Raw genomic sequence first — 18060 nt, 5'->3', positions numbered from 1 at the left:
CACCGGGGACGGTGTGGGAGAGTAGGACACCGCCGGACAAATATTTGATTGGTAGGGAAGCCATCCACATTGTGGGTGGCTTCCCTGCGTTATAGGGGTTATTCTCCCTCGTCCCCTCTTTATTCAATACCTCGCTTCTACCTCGGCGTCATCCCTCCACGGGGTCGTCGATGAGCTGGCCGCGGGCCGTCGGGCTTAGATCGAGGTCGATGTCCTCCATCGGGCATGCCTGTCCCATCCGTCGCACTCTCGACGGTCCCTCGCCGTAGGCCGGCGCCGGTATCGCCGCCCCGCGTCCCGCCGCGTCGGCGCCTGAGTACAGATCAAGGTTCGGCGGGTGATCCAGGTCAGAGCAAAGGTTCGGCGGGTGATCCAGGTCAGAGCAGCGGAGGACCAGCGGGGTCCAGATCAGCGCAGGCGGGGGGGTGGCACCGGCCGCCACCGGCCGGAGCGCGGTGGAGCGCGGTGCCGTAATACGACTGTCATAACTGCTTGAGCTGCGGCGACATGTCTTTTGACAATTGCAGTCTGTCCGTTATTCAAGCGCTTGGTTGCAATGCATGTTCGTTGTCGGCGTGACGCGCTACGCTTCCCGATACTCAGGAGCAGATCTCCACCACGTGTGGCTGGTTGGCGCTAAGGGGTGTGATGTCGTGGCCGGTAGGCATCGTAATCTTGATCCCCTTGGATATGACGGGTGGAAGGACGACCCCTCCTCCCGGGGTGACCGGCCCAAAGGCCTTCGGAGATTCAGGGGCCGCGCGTCCCAGTCCAGGAGCGCGACGCGGTCCACCAGTGATCAGGGGTCCGGGAGCACTGAGGAAGCCCAGGATGGCCGTAGACCCTGGAGCGATGAAGCACCACTCGGTCAGCTGGGGTTCGCGGCCGATCGTCAGAGGTCGTCCGCTGACGTCGCGTCCCTCGGTGCTTCTAATCCCGGCGACGAGCAGACCTTTCCGAATGGACAGACGGCCCCCAACGGATATCCCTCCTGGAACGGGCACTCCTCCCACAGCGACCGTACCCTCGGCGATGACCTCGGATTCGCAGGCGACAATCAGAGATCCATCGGTGGCGAAGCATTCGTTCCCGATGCGAGATTCATCGCCGACCGCAGAGCCTGGAATGACGAAGCGCCCCTTGGCGAGCTGGGTTTCTGGGGTGACCATCAGTCGTCGTTCACCCGCGAGGAGCCCCCCGGCGGATTCAGATCCGCCGGTGACCAAAGGGTCTGGAGCGACCCCGCCTCGAACGAGGGATTCGCGACTGAGCACGGATCACCGAGTGAGGTGCCATCGGCCGCGCTGGAACGCGCCACCAGCACCGAACGCGCCACGAATACCGAACGGGGTGCCAGTACCGAACGGGGTGCCAGTACCGAGCAGAAGGCCAGAAGGCCGAGAGGCGGACGGCGCCGGGTCGTCACCACCGTGGCCCTGGGGTCCGTTTTGCTGGTCGCGCTCGCCGGTGGGGCGTACGCGCTGATGAACAGGACGGCGTGCGGCGAGCATCCCCCATTACGTGTCATGGCCGCGCCGGAGATCGGCCCGGCACTCGTCCAGATAGCCCAGAAGTACACCAAGGACGGCGGCTGCGCCGCGATATCCGTACGCACGAAGGGATCCGCGGACACGGCCGACCAACTGGCCCTTCGTAAGGACGTCGCGGACGTGTGGGTGCCCGACGCCTCGGTGTGGACGGACCTCGCGCGGGCGCAGGGCGCGGACCGGACGCTGTTCGCGCAGGGCACCTCGATCGCCCACTCGCCCGTCATCATGGCCGTCACCCAGGAGACGGCCACCAAGCTCGCGCTCCACCCCGGAGAGCCGTCCTGGACACTCCTGATCCCCACGTCGACGACCAAGAGGCGACTGCCCAGGGCGTTCACGACGTTGCCGACCCCCAGCAGGTACGCGTCGGGCCTGGCCGCGCTCAACGTGCTGAACGCCGTCGTGGCCGACCGCCCTGACATGCTGCGGATCGTCCAAGGCGTCACCGCGAACCTGAAGCGGGCCATCGTCCCTTCTGAGCAGGCGCTCTTCGATCTCGTGGACCGGCCGAACGGTGGCGCGGATCCCGTGATCGTGGCCAGCGAGCAGGCCGTCTGGCGGCACAACGACGCGCGGCCGGACCACCGGGCGATCGGCCTGTACCCCAAGGAGGGAGCCATCGCCCTCGACTACCCCTACGTGCCGATGACCAGGGACCCCGCCACGCGCCAGGCGGCCGAGGAGTTCCGCCGCGCGGTGACCTCGCCGGCGGGCCGTACGCTCCTGCAGGCCGCCGGATTCCGTGACCCGGCCGGGAAGGCCGGGCCCGCTATGGACGAGCCCCACGGGGTGCGTACGGAGCCGCCACGGGACATTCCAGCGCCCGACACCCGCACCTCGCTGCGCGCGCTGCTCTCGATGAGGCTGCTGCTCGCCGACACCCGCGCCCTCCTCCTGCTGGACATCAGCGGCTCCATGGCCGAGCAGGTTCCCGGGATGGCGGAGACGCGCATGCAGGCGACGGCGAGGTTCGCCGAGGCGGGGATCCGTAACCTGCCCAAGGGAAGCGACGTCGGCCTGTGGGTCTTCTCCACCAACCTCGACGGCGACAAGGACTACAAGGAGGTCGTGCCGGTCGGCCCGCTGGAGGAGCGCGCCCCGCAGGTCGTCCAGGAGCTACGCAAGCTGCCCGGGAGCACCCAGGGTGACACCGGCCTGTACGACTCGGTGCTGGCGGCCTTCCGGTCGGCGTCGAAGCGCCAGGTGAAGGACATGCTCAGCTCGGTCATCGTGTTCACCGACGGCAGGAACGACGACCCCCACGGCATCACCCGCAAGCAACTCGTCACCGCCCTGCGGCGGGAGTTCAAGCCCACCCAGCCCGTCACCATCACGCTGATCGGGTACGGCGACGGCATCGACGCCAGGGAACTGCGGCAGATCGCCCAGGTCACCAACGGGGTCGCCATGGTGGCCAGGACCTTCGACCAGGCGCAGCAGATCTTCCTTCAGGTCATCGCCAACCGGGTCTGCGTGGACCGGGGGAGATGCGCCTCCCAGGAGCCACAGGAACGCTAAGGCTGTTCAGGGCGCGACGCCTCGTTCAGCAACGGCTCGATGCGGTAGGGCACCTGCGTGGACAGCGCGATCGTCGTGTCGGTCCGCTGGACGGCCGGTGACGCCAGAACCCTGGCGATGATCTCCTGAAGGTGCGTGGTGCTCCGGGCGACCACCCGGCAGAGCAGGTCGGCCTGGCCGCTGGTGCCGTACACCTCGATGATCTCGGGGACGGACCTGAGTGCCTGGACGGCCTCGGCGAGCCGGCCCTGGGAGATCTGCAGGGAGACGAACGCGAGGATGGGATAGCCCATCTCGGCCGGTATGATCGTCGGCCCGAAGTCGCCGATGACGCCGCGCGCGACGAGCTTCTCGACACGGGCCTGCACGGTGCCCCGGGCGACGCCGAGCAGCCGTGCCAGCTCGGTCAGTCCGATGCGCGGGTGCGCCCGCATGGTGACCAGGAGCCGGCTGTCCAAGGGGTCGACGGAGCCGTGAGCCGTAGGCATGGGCAGAGACTACGGGTGGACCGGCCCCTGGCGTACGGGACATGTGGGTGTACGGGGGCGCCCGGTAGGGGTGGGGTGGGGTGCCGCGCGCCCGCCGAGACCCGCAGAGACGGCGCACGAAGCCCCCGAGGGCGGCCGACCCTGGGGCTGTGCGGAATGACCAGCGAACGGCCGTATTAGGGGTCGACCCCTAGATAATGTGACCACGAAAGCTGGTCGCTCTTGCCATTAAAAGTGGGAATTGCTGTAGTTCTGTCATGTTCGAGGAAGCCCAGTACTTCGCCCCAGTGGCGACCAGGGACGACGGGTCCGTCGTCGTCGAGCTGGCCGCGAACCACCCTGGAGTCGCGGACCCCGTATATCGCGAGCGCCGGAACGCCATCGCCGCCCTCGCGCTCAACCACACCCCCGGCGAGCCCATTCCCAGGGCCGACTACACCGAGCGCGAACACGAGGTGTGGGAGCTGGTCACCCGGGAGCTCGCGGTGAAGCACCGGGAGTACGCGGCCGGCGAGTACCTGAGGGGCTGCGAGCGCCTCGGCCTCCCCGCCGACCGCATCCCGCAGCTCCAGGAGGTCGGTGACCTCCTCGAACCGCTGACCGGGTTCCGCTACCTTCCGGCGGCCGGGCTCGTGCCGCTCCGTGACTTCTACGGCGTGCTGCAGGACGGCCTGTTCTACTCGACCCAGTACATCCGCCATCACTCGGTGCCGTTCTACACCCCGGAGCCCGACGTGATCCACGAGGTGATCGGGCACGCCAACGCGCTGGCCTCCGACCGGTTCGCCCGGTTGTACCGGCTCGCCGGCGCCGCCGCCCGCCGGGTGGAGACGGCCGAGGCGCTGGAGTTCGTCTCCAAGGTCTTCTGGTTCACGATGGAGTTCGGCGTGCTCGCGGAGAACGGGGCGGACCGCGCGTACGGCGCGGGCATCCTGTCGTCCTACGGCGAGATCGAGGAGTTCCGGGGGATGGACATCCTCCCGCTCGACCTGGCCGTGATGGGCACGACCACCTACGACATCACGCAGTACCAGGACGTGCTGTTCCGGGCGGAGTCGTTCGACCACCTGGAAGACGTGGTCGGCGACTTCTGGGCCACCTGCGACGACGATGTCGTCGCCCGCATCGTCACCGACGGCGCGGCGGTGAAGAGCGCGGTCTGACGGCCTGCGGCGGAAGCGAGACCGATCGCCCGCGGTCTGACGGCCTGCGGCGAAAAAGCGGGACTGATCGCCCGCGGTCCGGCGGACCAGGGCGATCAGAACCGCTCAGGCAGGAGTGACCAGGCGGTAGCCGACCCCGCGCACGGTCTGGATCAGCTGGTCGTCGTCGTCCCCGAGTCGGGCGCGCAGGCGCTTGACGTGTACCGCGATGGTGTTCGTCGACATGCTCTCCGCCGCGTGCCAGACGTGGCGCATGATCTGGTCCCGCGTCACCGTACGGTCGGCGTGGCGCATCAGGTAGTGCAGCAGCTCGAACTCGCGGAGCGGCAGGTGCACCGGCATCCCGGCGACGCGCACCTGGTAGGCGCCGGCATCGAGCTCGACGTCTCCCACGGTGAGCACGCCGCGCCCCATCGAGTCTCCCGGGAACGCCGCCTGTACGAGCGGCAGGAGCTCTGGCACGCGGTACGGCCTGGCCACGCACGCCGTGGCCCCGGCGGCCAGCGCCTGGATGGCCTGCTCGGCGTGCCCCTCGCCGACGCCGAGCAGCACCGGTACGGCCCGCGCCAGCCGTAGCGCCCGGACGAACTCCACCGGCCCTATGACGGGCAGCGAGGCGCTGACGAGCACCACGTCGGGCCGTAATGCCCCGGCCTGGATGAGGGCCTGCGCCCCGTCGGCGACTCCGGCCACGAGGACGCCCTCGCGTTCGAGCGCCGAGGCCAGTTCCCTGACCATGCCGGCATCGGGATCGGCAACCAGCAGCATGGGCGCCGGCCGAGTGTCCCCGTCCACTTCGGGTGCCGTCTGCGGCTGGGTCACACCATCTCCTTAGAACCGGGCGAACCGGAGAACCGGGCGAACCGGCCATCCGAGGCGCTGATCAGAATCCGGTCATCCGAAGCGTCCGGTGATGTAGTCCTCGGTGGCCTTCTGCGTCGGGTTGGTGAAGATCTTCGATGTCTCGTCCATCTCCACGAGCTTGCCCGGCTGGCCCTGGCCGGCCAGGTTGAAGAAGGCCGTCCTGTCGCTGACCCGCGCGGCCTGCTGCATGTTGTGCGTCACGATCACGATCGTGTAGTCGTTCTTCAGCTTGGCGATGAGGTCCTCGATGGCGAGCGTCGAGATCGGGTCCAGTGCCGAGCAGGGCTCGTCCATGAGCAGGACGGCCGGGCTGACGGCGATGGCCCGCGCGATGCACAGGCGCTGCTGCTGTCCGCCGGAGAGGCCGGCGCCCGGCTTGTTCAGGCGGTCCTTGACCTCGTTCCAGAGGTTGGCGTCCTTGAGGGAGTTCTCGACGATGCTCTCGGTCTCGGACTTGGAGACCCGGGCGTTGAGGCGCAGTCCGGCGGCGACGTTGTCGAAGATCGACATCGTCGGGAACGGGTTGGGCCGCTGGAAGACCATGCCGACCGTGCGCCGTACCGAGACCGGGTCGACGTCCGAGCCGTACAGGTCCTGGTCCTCCAGCATGATCTTGCCCTCGACGCGGGCGCCGGGAATGACCTCGTGCATGCGGTTCAGCGTCCGCAGGAACGTCGACTTGCCGCATCCGGACGGCCCGATGAAGGCGGTGACCGAGCGAGGCTCGATCGTCATCGTGATGCCTTCGATCGCCTTGTGCGACCCGTAGTACGCGTCGAGGTCGGAGACCTCGATCTGCTTGGCCATGTCGATAACCCCTTATCGGCCCTTGGCGGGCGAACGCCACCACGTGATGAGGCGTGCCACCAGGTTGAGCAGCATGACGATGACGATCAGGGTGAGCGCTCCGGCCCACGCCCGGTCGACCGCGGTGACGTTCGGCCGCTGTGCCTGGTCGAAGACGTACAGCGGGAGGCCCATCTGCGGTCCCTTGAACGGGTCCGGGTTGATGGAGTCGGTGATGAACACCGTGAGCAACAGCGGGGCCGTCTCGCCCGCGACACGGGCGATGGCCAGCATGACGCCGGTGACGATGCCGGTGAGGGCGGTCGGCAGGACGACCCGCACGATCGTCTTCCACTTGGGGACGCCGAGGGCGTACGACGCCTCGCGCAGCTCGTTCGGGACGAGGCGCAGCATCTCCTCGGCGGAGCGCACCACGGTGGGCATCATCAGGATCGACAGGGCCAGCGCGCCGGCGAAGCCGGAGTAGTTGAAGTCGAGCACGAGCACCCAGAACGCCAAGATGAAAAGACCGGCCACCACAGAGGGGATGCCGGTCATCACGTCCACGAAGAAGCTGATCGAGCGGGACAGTCGCCGGCCCTGGCCGTACTCCACCAGGTAGATCGCGGTGAGCAGGCCGATCGGCACCGAGATCAGCGTGGCCACGCCGACCTGCTCCAGCGTGCCGAGGATGGCGTGGTAGGCGCCGCCTCCGGCGTCGCGCGCGCCGATGTTGCGCATGGAGTGCGTCAGGAACTCGATGTCGAAGCGGGCGGCGCCGTTCTTGACCACCAGCCAGAGCACCGACACCAGCGGGACCACCGCGACGGCGAAGGCCAGCCAGACCAGACCCTGGACGATGCGGTTCTTCAGCCGCCGGTTGAAGGAGACCGGGGTGATGACACTGGGCGACATGGTCATGCGGCGGCCCTCGAGTACTCCTTGCGGCGGGCGATGATCAGCCGGGCGGCGGTGTTCACAAGCAGGGTGATCACGAACAGCACGAGGCCGGAGGCGATCAGGGCGCCCTGCCCGATGGGCGTCGCCTCGCCGAACCCGTTGGCGATGTTCGCCGCGATGCTGTTGCCGTTGGCCGACAGGACCTGGAAGCTGATCGTGAAGGTCGCGGGGAAGATGAGCGCGACCGCGATCGTCTCGCCCATCGCGCGCCCGAGTCCGAGCATGGCGGCGCTGATGACGCCGGGACGGCCGAACGGGAGCACCGACATCCTGATCATCTCCCAGCGCGTGGCGCCGAGGGCCAGCGACGCCTCTTCGAGCATCGTGGGCGCCTGGAGGAACACCTCGCGCGAGATCGCCGCGATGATCGGCAGAATCATGATCGCGAGCACGATGGAGGCGGTCAGGACCGACTTGCCGTAGACCGCGTCTCCCGCGAACAACGGGATCCACCCGAAGTAGGTGTTCAGGAAGGTGGACGGGCCCTTCATGAACGGGATGAGGAAGATCACGCCCCACAGGCCGTAGACGACGCTGGGCACGGCCGCCAGCAGGTCGATGACGTAGCCGAGGATGCCGGCGAGGCGGCGCGGGGCGTAGTGCGAGATGAACAGCGCCACCCCGATCGCCACCGGCAGCGCCATGATCAGGGCCAGGAACGAGCTGATCACGGTGCCGAACGCCAGCGCCGCGATGCCGAAGACCGGCGGCGTGTTGTTCGGGGTCCAGATCTTCTCGGTGAGGAAGTGAGAGGTGTTGGCCTGGAGGGCGGGGACGGCCTTCACGATGAGGAAGACCGCGATCGCCGCCATGATCGCTAGCAGCAGGATTCCGGCGCCGGTCGTCGCGAACCGGAAAGGCCCCTCACCGCGGCTGCGCCGGAAGGCGGACCGGCCAATGGCCGACCCGCCCTCGCGTGTACGAAGTGGCGTGGCCATCGAGTTAGGCGATCGCCTCGACGGCCGTACGCACCTTGGCGACCAGGGTGGCCGGCAGCGGCGCGTAGCCGAGACCGGTCAGCGCGGCCTGGCCCTCGTCGCTCGCCGTGTAGGTGAGGAAGGACTTGACCAGCTTGGAGTCCTCGGCCGAGAGACCCTTCTCACAGGTGATCTCGTAGGTCACCAGGACGATCGGGTACGCGCCCGCGGTCTTGGTGGCGTAGTCGATCGACAGCTTCAGGTCGTTGCCGGTGCCCTTCACCTCGGCGGCCTCAACGGTCTTGGCGGCGCTCTCCGGGGTCAGCTCGACGAACTCGCCCGAGCCGTTGGCGACCTTGGCCTTGGTGAGGCCGGAGTTCTCCGCGAAGGAGAGCTCGACGTAGCTGATCGCCCCTTCGGCGCCCTTGACGGCCTGCGCGATGCCGTCGGAACCCTTGGCACCCTGACCCTTGGCCTCGGCGGGGAACGCCTTGGCGGGCTCGTACGGCCAGCCGGCCGTGGCCTTGAGGAACTTGGTGAAGTTGTCGCTGGTACCCGACTCGTCCGAGCGGTGGAACGCCTGGATGGGGGTCGAGGGCAGCTTGGCGTCGGGGTTGTCCTTCTTGATCGCGGCGTCGTCCCACTTGGTGATCTTGCTGTTGAAGATGTCACCGATGGTCTGCGGCGAGAGCTGCAAACTGTCCACACCCGGGACGTTGTAGACGACCGCGACGGGACCGATCACCATGGGAAGGTTGATCGCCTTGCCGGTCTTGCAGCGTGCGTCGGCCTGGGCGGGCTCGCCCTTGTCGTCCTTGAGCGCCGAGTCGGAACCGGCGAAGGCGACGGTGCCCTGGATGAACGACTGGACACCCGCACCGGAGCCGCTGGGCTGGTAGTTGATGCTGACACCGGGGTTGGCGCCCTGGAACGACTTCTTCCACTCGGCGATCGCGTTGGCCTGGGCAGAGGAGCCGGCCGCGTTGATCGTGCCGCTGAGGCCACTGCTGCCAGCGCTGCCGGCGGGTGCGGGGGCTGACGCGCTGTCGGTGCCGCCACTGTTGTCATCGGTGCCGCACGCGGCGAGCGAAAGCACGCCGGCGATAGCGGCCGCGGCGAGCCGGCCTGCATACTTCACGGTTGTTGTCCTCCCACGTTGTTCTCTCAACGGTTAGGACGCTAGGGAGTCAAGGTGACTTAATCCCCGGTTAAAGGTGAACGAGAAATGAACGGGCCGGGTCGCTCTCGTCGTGAACGTCCCAAGCCGCTTTGCGGAATCATGGAGGCATGACGCGCGTCTGCCTGGTGTGCATGGGCAACATCTGCAGGTCCCCGATGGCCGAAGTGGTCCTGCGACGAGTCCTGGAGGACCACGGGCTGGCCGACCGGGTGGTCGTCGACAGCGCGGGCACCGGCGGGTGGCACGCCGGCCTGCCCATGGACGAGCGCGCCCTCGCGACCTTGTCCCGCCACGGGTACGACGGGTCGCTCCATCGGGCCAGGCAGTTCCAGAGGGCCTGGTTCGGCGACCGCGACCTCGTGCTCGCCATGGACCGCGACAACCTCAGGGAGCTGCGGCGGCTGACTCCCCGGGGGGCCGAGGTGAGGCTCTTCCGCTCCTTCGACCCCGACGCGCCCGAGGGGGCCGAGGTCCCCGACCCCTACTACGGCGGCATCGACGGCTTCCTCGACGTCCTGCGCATGGTGGAGGCCGCCTCCGAGGGGCTGGCGAAGCACCTCGCCGAACAGAGCGGCCATCCTCGGTGAACGCGACTGTTCCCTTACGGACAGTCACGCGAGCGTGGATCTGCCGTAGCGTCGATGGCACTACGGGCGAGGAGGATCGGCGTGCTTCCAGGATGCGGTAACTGCAGTTGCTACCTCGACGACAGGGTGATCTCCCGGCCACCTGACGAGCGCTGACGGCCGGACGGCGCCGGGCCCACGGCGCCGGCGCGCTGAACGGGCACGGAACGGCCCGGTCCCCGGAAGGGGGCCGGGCCTCAACCGTTCACAAAGGCGGCGCGCTCAGTCGCCGAGACGCTTGAGCACCTCGCCGTGAAGGAGGGGGTTGGCGCAGACGATGCTGCCGCCGTCGACGTCGGCCGACCCCGAAAGGTCGGTCCAGACGCCGCCCGCCTCCTCGACGATCACGGTGAGGGCGGCCATGTCCCAGGCGGACAGCTCGGGCTCCGCCGAGATGTCGACCGCGCCCTCGGCGACCATCACGTGCGACCAGAAGTCGCCGTACGCACGGGTGCGCCACACGGTCCTGGTGAGGTCGACGAACGCGTCGAGGCGCCCCCGCTCCTCCCAGCCGCCGAGGCTGGAGTAGGAGAACGACGCGTCCTGCAGACGGCTCACCGACGAGACGTTGCAGCGGGAGGCCTTGGTCAGGCTCCGCCCGGTCCACGCGCCGCCGTCGCGGGCGGCCCACCAGCGGCGGGACAGCGCGGGCGCCGACACCACGCCGACCACGACGCGCCCGTGCTCCATGAGCGCGATCAGCGTGGCCCAGACCGGGACGCCGCGCACGTAGTTCTTGGTGCCGTCGATCGGGTCGACGACCCAGCAGCGCGAGCCGTACCCGCTGGTCTTGCCCGTCTCCTCGCCCACGACCGCGTCGCGGGGCCGGGCACGCCGCAGGGTGCCGCGGATGGCGTCCTCGACCGCGCGGTCGGCGTCGCTCACGGGCGTCAGATCAGGTTTGGTGTCGACCCGCAGGTCAACGGCCTTGAACCGGCGCATGGTCAGATCGTCGGCGCTGTCGGCCATCATGTGCGCCAGGCGCAGGTCGTCGCTATAGCCCGTCACAGGGACAAACGCTATCGTGCCGGGGCCGGTTTCAGCAGACCTGGATCGTTCCCAGCGCGGCCCCGCGGCCCTGCCGGAACACCGCCGCCTCAGTCGTCGTCCGGCTCGCCGTCGCGGCTGGCCAGCAGGCGGCGCAGGGACGCGAGGCTCATCGGATCGGCGTGCCCCTGCGCCACCCAGGCGTCGAGCGAGCACTCCTCACCCCGGTGGCTGCACCCCTTCGGGCAGTGGACGGCGCCCTCGGCGAGCGAGGGGAAGGCGGCCAGCACGTTGTCGATGGAGACGTGCCCGAGGCCGAAGCTGCGCACTCCCGGAGTGTCGATGATCCAGCCGCCGCCGGGCAGTTCGAGCGCGACGGCCGAGCTCGACGTGTGACGGCCGCGACCCGTCACGGCGTTCACGTGGGACACCGCCCGCCCGGCATCCGGCACCAGGGCGTTGACCAGCGTGGACTTGCCGACCCCCGAGTGGCCGACGAGCACGCTCAGCCGGTCGCTGAGCTTGGAGCGCACCTCGGCGAGCTCCCCGCCCTTCCGCACCACGATGTACGGCACACCGAGGGGGTCGTAGCGGGCGACGAGGTCGTCCGGGGTGGCGAGGTCGGCCTTGGTGAGGCAGAGCAGCGGCTCGATGTCGGCGTCGAAGGCGGCGACCAGCATGCGGTCGATCATCCTCGGACGTGGCGGCGGGTCGGCCAGCGCGGTGACGATCACGAGCTGGTCGGCGTTGGCCACGATGGGGCGCTCGACCTCGTCGGTGTCGTCGGCGCTGCGCCGCAGCATCGAGGTGCGCGGTTCGAGCCGGACGATGCGCGCCAGCGTGTCGGGCTTCCCGGAGGTGTCGCCGACCAGGCTCACGCGGTCGCCGACCACGATGCCCTTGCGGCCGAGCTCGCGGGCCCTCATCGCCGTCACCGGGCGCGGCTCGTCGCCGCGCTTCCTGCCCTTGCGGCCGTCGGCGCCGCCGGGCGCCTCGGCCACGTCGCCGCCGACGAGACAGGTGTAACGGCCGCGGTCGACCGCCACGACGAACGCCGCGACGGCGTCCTCGTGCGCGGGACGGCGCCTGGTCCTCGGCCGGGACCCCTTGCCCGGCCTGACGCGCACGTCCTCCTCGTCGTACTCCCGCTTTCTCAGCTGCCTTCCTCCAGCATCAGCGCCCACATGCGGGCGAACTCGGGGAGGGTCTTGGCGGTGGTCGCGATGTCCTCCACCTGGATGCCGGGGACCACCAGGCCGATCACCGCTCCGGCCGTCGCCATGCGGTGGTCGGCGTAGCTGTGGAAGACCCCGGCGTGAAGCGGCCGTGGGTTGATCACCAGGCCGTCGGCGGTCTCGGTGACGTCGCCGCCGAGGCGGTTGATCTCGGCGGCCAGCGCGGCGAGCCGGTCGGTCTCGTGCCCCCGCAGGTGCGCGACGCCGCGCAGCGTGCTCGGCGAGACCGCCAGCGCGGCCAGGGCGGCGATCGTCGGCGTCAGCTCGCCGACGTCGTGCAGGTCGGCGTCGACGCCCTGGATCGGCCCGCCGCCGGTGACCTTCAGGCCCTCCGGAGCGCGGCTGACCGTCGCCCCCATCAGGGGCAGGAGGGCGCGCAGCTCGTCGCCGCCCTGCGTGGTCTCCTCCGGCCAGCCGGGGATCGTGACGGTGCCCCCGGTCACGAGGGCCGCGGCCAGGAAAGGGGCGGCGTTGGACAGGTCGGGCTCGACCGTGAGATCGCGGGCGGCGATCGGGCCCGGCTCGACCCGCCAGACGTCGGGCTCGCCGTCGTCCACGCGCACGCCCGCGGCGCGGAGCATCTGCACGGTCATCTCGATGTGGGGCATGGACGGCACGGGCGGCCCGCTGTGGCGCACGGTGACGCCCTTGCCGAAGCGCGCGGCGGTCAGGAGCAGCCCCGACACGAGCTGGGAGGACGCCGAGGCGTCCAGCGTGACCTCGCCCCCCGACAGCGGCCCCCGGATCGTGAACGGCAGCGCGTCGCCCGCGACCTCGGCGCCGAGCCCGCGCAGCGCGGCGAGGATCGGGCCCATCGGCCGCGTACGGGCGTGCGGGTCGCCGTCGAACGCCACCTCGCCGTCGGCCAGCGCCGCCATCGGCGGCACGAACCGCATGACCGTGCCGGCGAGGCCCACGTCGATCGACGCGCCCCCGCGCACCGGGCCGGGCACGACGTGCCAGTCGACGCCGGAGACGCTCTCGTCCGAGGCGGTCAGCTCCGCCCCGAGTGAGCGCAGGGCCGCCACCATCAGGTCGGCGTCGCGGCTGCGCAGCGCCCGCCGCACCGTGCCGGGACCGTCGGCGAGCGCGGCGAGCAAGAGGGCACGGTTGGTCACCGACTTGGACCCGGGCAGCCGGATGGTCGCCTCGACGGGCGCGGTCGCCTCCGGCGCGGGCCACAAGGGAGCTGACATAGCTCCGAGCCTACCGGGAGCCTCTCGTGGAAAGGGGTCACGCTACCCTCCGCGCGGCCGCCGCTCGCGCCCGTCCGGGCATGATCGAGGGGAGGTCCTCCGCCGTGACCGGAGGAACCTCGCGGTCAGGAGGCCGCGCGGTCGGCGATGGTGCGGCAGTCTATGGGGCATGTGCGGGAGATACGCCTCAACCAAGAAGCGCCAGGAGTTGCTGGAGGAGTTCGAGATCGCGGCGGACGGGACGTCCGACGAGCTCCCCGCCGACTACAACGTGGCCCCGACCAAGATGGTCTACGCCGTGCTCACGCGCCCCCAGGCGAAGGACGGGGAGGACGGCGCCGAGCCCGAGCCCACCAGGCAGCTCCGCGTGCTCAAGTGGGGGCTCGTGCCCAGCTGGGCCAAGGACCCCTCCGTCGGCTCCCGGATGATCAACGCCAGGGTCGAGACGCTCGCCGAGAAGCCCTCGTTCCGCAAGGCCTTCGCGCGGCGCCGGTGCCTGCTGCCCGCCGACGGCTACTACGAGTGGTACAGGGCCGACAAGAAGACCAAGCAGCCGTACTTCATCCACCCGTCCGACGGCGAGGTGATGGCCATGGCCGGGCTGTACGAGTTCTGGAAGGACCCCACCCGCGCGGACGACGACCCGCTGAAGTGGCTGACCACCTGCACGGTGATCACCACGACCGCCGAGGACGATCTGGGGCACATCCACGACCGCATGCCCGTGATCATCGGGCGCGACCGGTGGGCCGACTGGCTCGACCCGGAGCGGACCGACCCCGCCAAGGTGCTCGACCTGCTCGACACGGGCCGGCCGAGCGGGCTCACCGCCTACCCGGTGTCGTCCGAGGTCAACAGCGTCAGGAACAACGGCCCGCACCTCCTGGAACGCGAGGAGCCCGAGACCGCCCTGTTCTGAGGCCCGTTGTAAAAGGCTGAGTCACATCGGTGTAAGAGCCCGGCCGAATGGGCATCCGGTGATAAAAGCGCGATGCCTCATCAGCTGAGAGTCACCGCCCAGAGCCCAGGGCCAGGCGGGAGTTCCGGGGGATCCCGTTCGAGGCCGTACCTATTTCGTACCCATTTCTTCCCGGAGGTGCGGATTCGTGGACGACGCGACCGCTCGGGCCCAACTGGAGAGCATGCTGGCCGAACTCGACCGGTCCATCATGGTGTTGCGGGGAGATCCCGTCGCCGTGGGCGACAGGTCGGCGGCCGACGCAGGATCGGATCTCACCGACGCCGACCGCGCGCGTGCCATGATCGACGTGGCGACGCGGCAGCGCACGGCGGTGCTGGACGCTCTCAAGCGCATCGAAGCCGGCGTCTACGGCAGCTGTGTGGACTGCGGGAAGCCCGTTCCCGAGGGCCGTCTCGCGGCACGCCCGGAGGCCTCCCGCTGCGTCCAGTGCCAATCGGAACGGGAACGCCGCCGCTGACCGCCGCGGGGGCCTACCGGGGCCGGCGGGCGCTGGCCACGAGGTGGATGCCCACCGTGTCGTCGTCGTCGGGATGCGCGTCAAGCTCGGTACGGACGAGCCAGTTGAGCGCCCGGGTGTCGGCGGCCAGGACGTGGTCCACGGTCGAGGGCGACAGCACCGTGCGCGGCCGTACCCACTCGACCTCCAGCCCGGCGTCGGCCAGCAGTTCGCGGAGCTGGGCGCTGGTGAAGCAGCGGGTGATGCTGCCGTCGGGCCAGGGCACGAGCATCACCTCACCGGTGCCGGTCTGACACAGGTGAGCCCAGTAGTTCTGCTCCGCCATGATCGCCATGCCCAGCACCAGCGAGTCGACGCAGGCGAGCACGCGCCCGCCCGGCTTCAGCACGCGGACGACGTCCTCCATCGTGGACTCGGCCATGAGCTCCAGCGACAGCACGCGCTCCTCGGCGATGACCGCGTCGATGGAGGCGTCGGGCAGGAAGCCGAGATCGTCGGCCCGCACCCTGCGGATCCGGTTGGAGGCGTCGCGCAGCCAGGGATCGGGGGCGCGCCGGAAGTCGACCACCTCGATGACGCGGTGCCCCGCGCCCGCCGCCTGGGCCGGCCAGCGCCCGCGCCCGCCGGACAGGTCGAGCAGCAGGCAGGGCCGCTCGGGGAGCCAACGGCGGAGCTGCTCGGCCACGACGGCGTGGTAGAAGGTCCAGTACGGCCCGAGTGCGCCTGAGCCGTTCAGTTCGTTGGCTGGGATGGGCAGCACGAGTGGCTCCTGGACGGTCGGGGCTCCGGGGAATCGCTACCAGCCGGTACGTATCTTTTTCCCCGTACCGGGTCGTTCGTCACCTTCTACTTACCGGGAACAGATGCTATGCCTCGCGTGTTGCAGACGCGTGTAAACACGCGAGGAGGTTCCGTCCCATGCTGATGGCCGAGGTCGGTGATCGGGCGGCCGTACGCAAGCCGGTATTCTCGGCTGTGTACGGCGCGTATAAGGGGGTGGGTCCGGTCTCCAAGACAGCCGAGGAGACTCTGGAGCAGCGCAGCGAGCGGTTCGAGCGCGACGCGATGCCGTATCTCGACCAGCTCTACTCCGCCGCGCTCCGGATGACCAGGAATCCCGCGGACGCGGAGGACCTGCTCCAGGACACCTTCGCCAAGGCCTTCGGGTCCTTCCACCAGTTCCAGGAAGGCACCAACCTCAAGGCCTGGCTCTACCGCATCCTCACCAACACCTTCATCAACAGCTACCGCAAGAAGCAGCGGGAGCCCAAGCAGTCCGGCACCGAGGAGATCGAAGACTGGCAGCTCGCGCGTGCGGAGTCGCACACGTCGGCCGGCCTGAAGTCCGCCGAGGTGGAGGCGCTTGAGCACCTGCCCGACAGCGACATCAAGGACGCGCTGGCCGCGCTGCCAGAAGACTTCCGCATGGCGGTCTATCTGGCCGATGTCGAAGGGTTCCCTTACAAGGAGATCGCCGACATCATGGGCACCCCCATAGGGACCGTGATGTCACGTCTGCACCGGGGGCGGCGTCAGCTGCGGACGCAACTCGAGGACTACGCACGCGGACGCGGGCTTGTGCGATCGGAGGAGCCGTCGTGACGGAGCGCGGCGAGATTGATCAATCATCACTGGTGACAGGCGGTCGGGCCTGCGGCGCCCTGGCGAGGTGTTGGGCATGAGCTGTGGCGAGCCGCACGACACCGACTGCAAGGAAGTGCTGGACAAGGTCTACACCTTCCTCGACGGCGAGCTCGATGAGCACCGGCGGTCCGACATACGCCAGCATCTCGACGAGTGCGGACCCTGCCTGGAGGAATACGGCCTGGAGCAGGTCGTCAAACAGCTCGTCGCCAAGCACTGCGGGTGCGACACCGTGCCGGAGGATCTCCGGTCGAAGGTCCTCAGGCGCATAGAGTCCGTACGGGCTCAGCTCGCCTCGGAGTGACCATCGGTTGATCCCCTAGTATGCCGGGATGCGGATACTCGTAACCGGAGGGGCCGGGTTCATCGGATCGACCCTCGTCGATCGGCTGCTGGCCGACGGGCATGAGGTCGCCGTGGTGGACGATCTGTCGTCGGGCGAGCGCGGCAACCTCGCCGCCGCGGAGGGGAATCCCAGGCTCCAGCTGCATGAGCTGGACATCAGGGAGCCCGCGCTGAACGGTCTGATGACCGAGTGGAGGCCCGAGGTCGTCTGCCACCTCGCCGCGCAGATCAGCGTGCGCGCCAGCGTGGCCGACCCGGTGTTCGACGCCCGGCTCAACGTCGGCGGCACGGTCAACGTGCTGGAGGCCGCCCGCACGGCCGGTGCCAGGAAGGTCGTCTACGCCTCCTCCGTCGCGGTGTACGGCCGTCCCGCCGTGATCCCCGTGCCGGGCGACGCCGCGACGGACGCGCGCTCCCCGTACGCGGCGTCCAAGCTCAGCGGCGAGATCTACCTGTCGATGTACAGGGCGCTGCACGGTCTGGAGTACACCACGCTGGTGCTGTCGAACGTCTACGGCCCGCGCCAGTCGCCCATGGGCGAGGCGGGCGTCGTCTCGATCTTCACCGACGCGCTGCTGCGCGGCGCGTCGACCGTCGTCTACGGCGACGGCTCCCAGACCCGCGACTACATCTTCGTCGACGACGTGGTCGACGGGTTCGTGCGCGCCTGCGGGGGGAGGGGCGGCGGGCGCAGGTTCAACCTCGGTACGGGCGTGCGGACCACCGACCGCGAGCTGCACACCCTGGTCGCCACCGCCGCGGGAGCGGCCGACGAGCCGCGCTCGGAGCCCACCCGGCTGGGCGATCTTCCGGCCATGGCGGTCGACCCCGCCCCGGCGCTCGAAGGCCTCGGCTGGCGCCCCCGCACCGATCTTCTGACCGGCCTCAAGGCCACCGTCGAATGGGCGAGATCGCGTTAGCTCCGGGTAGTGGTTTGATTACGCTTTGGATGCGATTCTTCGACTTCCCGTACGGGTCAGCTCGCTTTCTGTAGCCTGAAGCCGGACTCGATGGGGAGGCGGCACATGGTGAAGGCAATGGCCACACGCATGGTGGCGGCCATGGCGGTCAGCGGACTCGGGTGGGCGCTCGGTCTGCTCGCGTCGGCGGTTCTCCTGGGGGGCACGGTCGAAGTGCCCTCGGGCATCTCCTGGACCTGAGC

General features: G+C 69.4%; 19 protein-coding genes. 9 read left to right on the top strand and 10 right to left on the bottom strand.

What is annotated here, in order from left to right; translation table 11 throughout:
* Window positions 1-1430 precede the first annotated feature (1430 nt).
* The gene (locus tag ACGFIV_RS34195) at window positions 1431-3068 is read left to right on the top strand and encodes a substrate-binding and VWA domain-containing protein (protein ID WP_358550884.1); all 1638 of its coding nucleotides are present in this window, start codon (window positions 1431-1433) and stop codon (window positions 3066-3068) included.
* On the opposite strand, the gene ACGFIV_RS34190 is transcribed toward ACGFIV_RS34195, so the two are convergent.
* Window positions 3065-3556, bottom strand: a complete 492-nt coding sequence (locus tag ACGFIV_RS34190; RefSeq protein ID WP_358550886.1) for an Lrp/AsnC family transcriptional regulator — start codon at window positions 3554-3556, stop codon at window positions 3065-3067. The genes ACGFIV_RS34195 and ACGFIV_RS34190 overlap by 4 nt on opposite strands.
* A gap of 257 nt (window positions 3557-3813) precedes the next feature.
* Between ACGFIV_RS34190 and ACGFIV_RS34185 the strand changes: the two genes are divergently transcribed.
* Entirely contained in the window at window positions 3814-4719 is a 906-nt protein-coding gene (locus ACGFIV_RS34185) for a phenylalanine 4-monooxygenase (protein WP_358550888.1), read from the top strand.
* Between the two features lie 105 nt (window positions 4720-4824).
* Here ACGFIV_RS34185 and ACGFIV_RS34180 read toward each other — a convergent pair whose 3' ends face one another.
* The 5 genes from ACGFIV_RS34180 to pstS all read right to left on the bottom strand — a co-directional run bounded on the left by ACGFIV_RS34180 (window position 4825) and on the right by pstS (window position 9384).
* Window positions 4825-5541 (bottom strand): response regulator transcription factor, encoded by a 717-nt coding sequence (locus ACGFIV_RS34180; protein WP_358550890.1) that lies wholly within the window; start codon window positions 5539-5541, stop codon window positions 4825-4827.
* Window positions 5542-5613: 72 nt separating this feature from the next.
* A complete protein-coding gene (gene pstB / locus ACGFIV_RS34175; RefSeq protein WP_358550892.1) occupies window positions 5614-6390 on the bottom strand; it encodes a phosphate ABC transporter ATP-binding protein PstB in 777 nt (258 codons plus the stop codon).
* Window positions 6391-6402: 12 nt separating this feature from the next.
* On the bottom strand, window positions 6403-7290 hold the full coding sequence (gene pstA, locus ACGFIV_RS34170) for a phosphate ABC transporter permease PstA (RefSeq protein WP_358550894.1): 888 nt from the start codon (window positions 7288-7290) through the stop codon (window positions 6403-6405).
* Window positions 7287-8267 (bottom strand): phosphate ABC transporter permease subunit PstC, encoded by a 981-nt coding sequence (gene pstC / locus ACGFIV_RS34165; protein ID WP_358550896.1) that lies wholly within the window; start codon window positions 8265-8267, stop codon window positions 7287-7289. The genes pstA and pstC overlap by 4 nt, the downstream gene beginning before the upstream one ends.
* Window positions 8268-8271: 4 nt before the next feature.
* Window positions 8272-9384, bottom strand: a complete 1113-nt coding sequence (gene pstS / locus ACGFIV_RS34160) for a phosphate ABC transporter substrate-binding protein PstS (protein ID WP_358550898.1) — start codon at window positions 9382-9384, stop codon at window positions 8272-8274.
* Window positions 9385-9533: 149 nt separating this feature from the next.
* Between pstS and ACGFIV_RS34155 the strand changes: the two genes are divergently transcribed.
* On the top strand, window positions 9534-10013 hold the full coding sequence (locus tag ACGFIV_RS34155) for a low molecular weight protein-tyrosine-phosphatase (protein WP_358550900.1): 480 nt from the start codon (window positions 9534-9536) through the stop codon (window positions 10011-10013).
* A gap of 261 nt (window positions 10014-10274) precedes the next feature.
* Here the strand turns inward: ACGFIV_RS34155 and hisN are convergent, their stop codons facing one another.
* The 3 genes from hisN to aroA all read right to left on the bottom strand — a co-directional run bounded on the left by hisN (window position 10275) and on the right by aroA (window position 13470).
* Window positions 10275-11060 carry a histidinol-phosphatase gene (gene hisN / locus ACGFIV_RS34150; RefSeq protein WP_358550902.1) on the bottom strand — a complete coding sequence of 262 codons (786 nt, stop codon included), beginning with the start codon at window positions 11058-11060 and terminating at the stop codon, window positions 10275-10277.
* 89 nt (window positions 11061-11149) lie between these two features.
* On the bottom strand, window positions 11150-12166 hold the full coding sequence (rsgA, locus tag ACGFIV_RS34145) for a ribosome small subunit-dependent GTPase A (protein ID WP_358550904.1): 1017 nt from the start codon (window positions 12164-12166) through the stop codon (window positions 11150-11152).
* Between the two features lie 26 nt (window positions 12167-12192).
* Window positions 12193-13470, bottom strand: a complete 1278-nt coding sequence (gene aroA, locus ACGFIV_RS34140; RefSeq protein ID WP_358550907.1) for a 3-phosphoshikimate 1-carboxyvinyltransferase — start codon at window positions 13468-13470, stop codon at window positions 12193-12195.
* Between the two features lie 169 nt (window positions 13471-13639).
* Here aroA and ACGFIV_RS34135 point away from each other — a divergent pair, with 169 nt between their 5' ends.
* On the top strand, window positions 13640-14389 hold the full coding sequence (locus tag ACGFIV_RS34135) for an SOS response-associated peptidase (RefSeq protein ID WP_392839159.1): 750 nt from the start codon (window positions 13640-13642) through the stop codon (window positions 14387-14389).
* A 187-nt stretch (window positions 14390-14576) separates the two neighbouring features.
* Entirely contained in the window at window positions 14577-14909 is a 333-nt protein-coding gene (locus ACGFIV_RS34130) for a TraR/DksA family transcriptional regulator (protein ID WP_392839157.1), read from the top strand.
* 13 nt (window positions 14910-14922) lie between these two features.
* On the opposite strand, the gene ACGFIV_RS34125 is transcribed toward ACGFIV_RS34130, so the two are convergent.
* On the bottom strand, window positions 14923-15669 hold the full coding sequence (locus tag ACGFIV_RS34125; RefSeq protein ID WP_392839155.1) for a class I SAM-dependent methyltransferase: 747 nt from the start codon (window positions 15667-15669) through the stop codon (window positions 14923-14925).
* A 236-nt stretch (window positions 15670-15905) separates the two neighbouring features.
* Between ACGFIV_RS34125 and ACGFIV_RS34120 the strand changes: the two genes are divergently transcribed.
* From ACGFIV_RS34120 to ACGFIV_RS34105, 4 genes are all read left to right on the top strand, one after another.
* A complete protein-coding gene (locus tag ACGFIV_RS34120) occupies window positions 15906-16511 on the top strand; it encodes a sigma-70 family RNA polymerase sigma factor (RefSeq protein WP_392839169.1) in 606 nt (201 codons plus the stop codon).
* Between the two features lie 76 nt (window positions 16512-16587).
* Entirely contained in the window at window positions 16588-16857 is a 270-nt protein-coding gene (gene rsrA, locus ACGFIV_RS34115; protein WP_392839153.1) for a mycothiol system anti-sigma-R factor, read from the top strand.
* Window positions 16858-16885: 28 nt separating this feature from the next.
* On the top strand, window positions 16886-17818 hold the full coding sequence (locus ACGFIV_RS34110; RefSeq protein ID WP_392839151.1) for an NAD-dependent epimerase/dehydratase family protein: 933 nt from the start codon (window positions 16886-16888) through the stop codon (window positions 17816-17818).
* Window positions 17819-17935: 117 nt separating this feature from the next.
* Complete coding sequence (locus ACGFIV_RS34105; protein WP_392839149.1) at window positions 17936-18058, top strand: hypothetical protein; 123 nt, start codon at window positions 17936-17938, stop codon at window positions 18056-18058.
* The last annotated feature ends 2 nt before the right edge of the window (window positions 18059-18060 follow it).

This window comes from Sphaerisporangium sp. NPDC049003 (assembly GCF_043197795.1).
Classification (GTDB): domain Bacteria; phylum Actinomycetota; class Actinomycetes; order Streptosporangiales; family Streptosporangiaceae; genus Sphaerisporangium.
Note: the sequence above shows the minus strand (reverse complement) of the source record. Positions and strands in the feature narration are given on the sequence as shown.

What these genes read in the sequence shown, in the direction of transcription:
- ACGFIV_RS34190 (WP_358550886.1), bottom strand. Translation starts at nt 3,556, where the DNA reads ATGCCTACGGCTCACGGCTCCGTCGACCCCTTGGACAGCCGGCTCCTG.
- aroA (WP_358550907.1), bottom strand. Translation starts at nt 13,470, where the DNA reads ATGTCAGCTCCCTTGTGGCCCGCGCCGGAGGCGACCGCGCCCGTCGAG.
- pstC (WP_358550896.1), bottom strand. Translation starts at nt 8,267, where the DNA reads ATGGCCACGCCACTTCGTACACGCGAGGGCGGGTCGGCCATTGGCCGG.
- ACGFIV_RS34105 (WP_392839149.1), top strand. Translation starts at nt 17,936, where the DNA reads ATGGCCACACGCATGGTGGCGGCCATGGCGGTCAGCGGACTCGGGTGG.
- pstB (WP_358550892.1), bottom strand. Translation starts at nt 6,390, where the DNA reads ATGGCCAAGCAGATCGAGGTCTCCGACCTCGACGCGTACTACGGGTCG.
- ACGFIV_RS34155 (WP_358550900.1), top strand. Translation starts at nt 9,534, where the DNA reads ATGACGCGCGTCTGCCTGGTGTGCATGGGCAACATCTGCAGGTCCCCG.
- pstA (WP_358550894.1), bottom strand. Translation starts at nt 7,290, where the DNA reads ATGACCATGTCGCCCAGTGTCATCACCCCGGTCTCCTTCAACCGGCGG.
- rsrA (WP_392839153.1), top strand. Translation starts at nt 16,588, where the DNA reads ATGAGCTGTGGCGAGCCGCACGACACCGACTGCAAGGAAGTGCTGGAC.
- ACGFIV_RS34135 (WP_392839159.1), top strand. Translation starts at nt 13,640, where the DNA reads ATGTGCGGGAGATACGCCTCAACCAAGAAGCGCCAGGAGTTGCTGGAG.
- ACGFIV_RS34110 (WP_392839151.1), top strand. Translation starts at nt 16,886, where the DNA reads ATGCGGATACTCGTAACCGGAGGGGCCGGGTTCATCGGATCGACCCTC.
- ACGFIV_RS34185 (WP_358550888.1), top strand. Translation starts at nt 3,814, where the DNA reads ATGTTCGAGGAAGCCCAGTACTTCGCCCCAGTGGCGACCAGGGACGAC.